The sequence below is a fragment of the Vibrio sp. 378 genome, from assembly GCF_033339435.1.
On record NZ_JAWOUO010000822.1, the window covers coordinates 1 to 597 of the forward strand.

Sequence of the window (597 nt, forward strand, 5' to 3'; positions counted from 1 at the left end):
TACGTCTAACTTGCCAGAGCTTTCTAAGAAGCTGATGTCGTCGTCTTCTGAACCTCTGAGCGATGATGAAATGGCTGATTTAACCTTAGCACTGCGCACGCGCCTGCATTATCAGCCAGAAGATTCAACCGGTTGGTTGCTACTCGGTCGTATTGCATTAGCGAACCGCGATGTGATGACAGCCATCGATTCTATGAAGAAATCGTATGCTCTTGAGCCAAAAGATCCTGACGTTATGTTAGGTTACGCTCAGGCGTTAATGCTTTCTCAAGACGAGATGGACCAAGCAACGGCTCGTTCTTTACTTGGTAAGCTCATGCAACAAGATTACGTGGATTTACGCGTGTTCTCATTGCTCGCATTTGATGCATTTGAACGTAAAGATTACCCAGCAGCAATTAAATACTGGGGCATCATGCAGCAGATGATCGGTCCTGACGATAGCCGTTACGAAAGCCTTTCACGCAGTATCGACCATGCACGCAAACAAATGGGTGAAGTGGTTTCTCCAGATAAAAGCGTCGCAGTAACGATTAATGTTGCACCTGAAGCGCAGCTTGATCCTAACGCGGTGTTAATTGTCTCAATTCATCGTGC

General features: G+C 46.4%; 1 protein-coding gene. It reads left to right on the forward strand.

Going from position 1 to position 597, the window contains the following annotated elements:
- The coding region (locus tag R7Q48_RS29050; RefSeq protein WP_411979307.1) for a tetratricopeptide repeat protein at positions 1–597 on the forward strand (597 nt) is incomplete at both ends.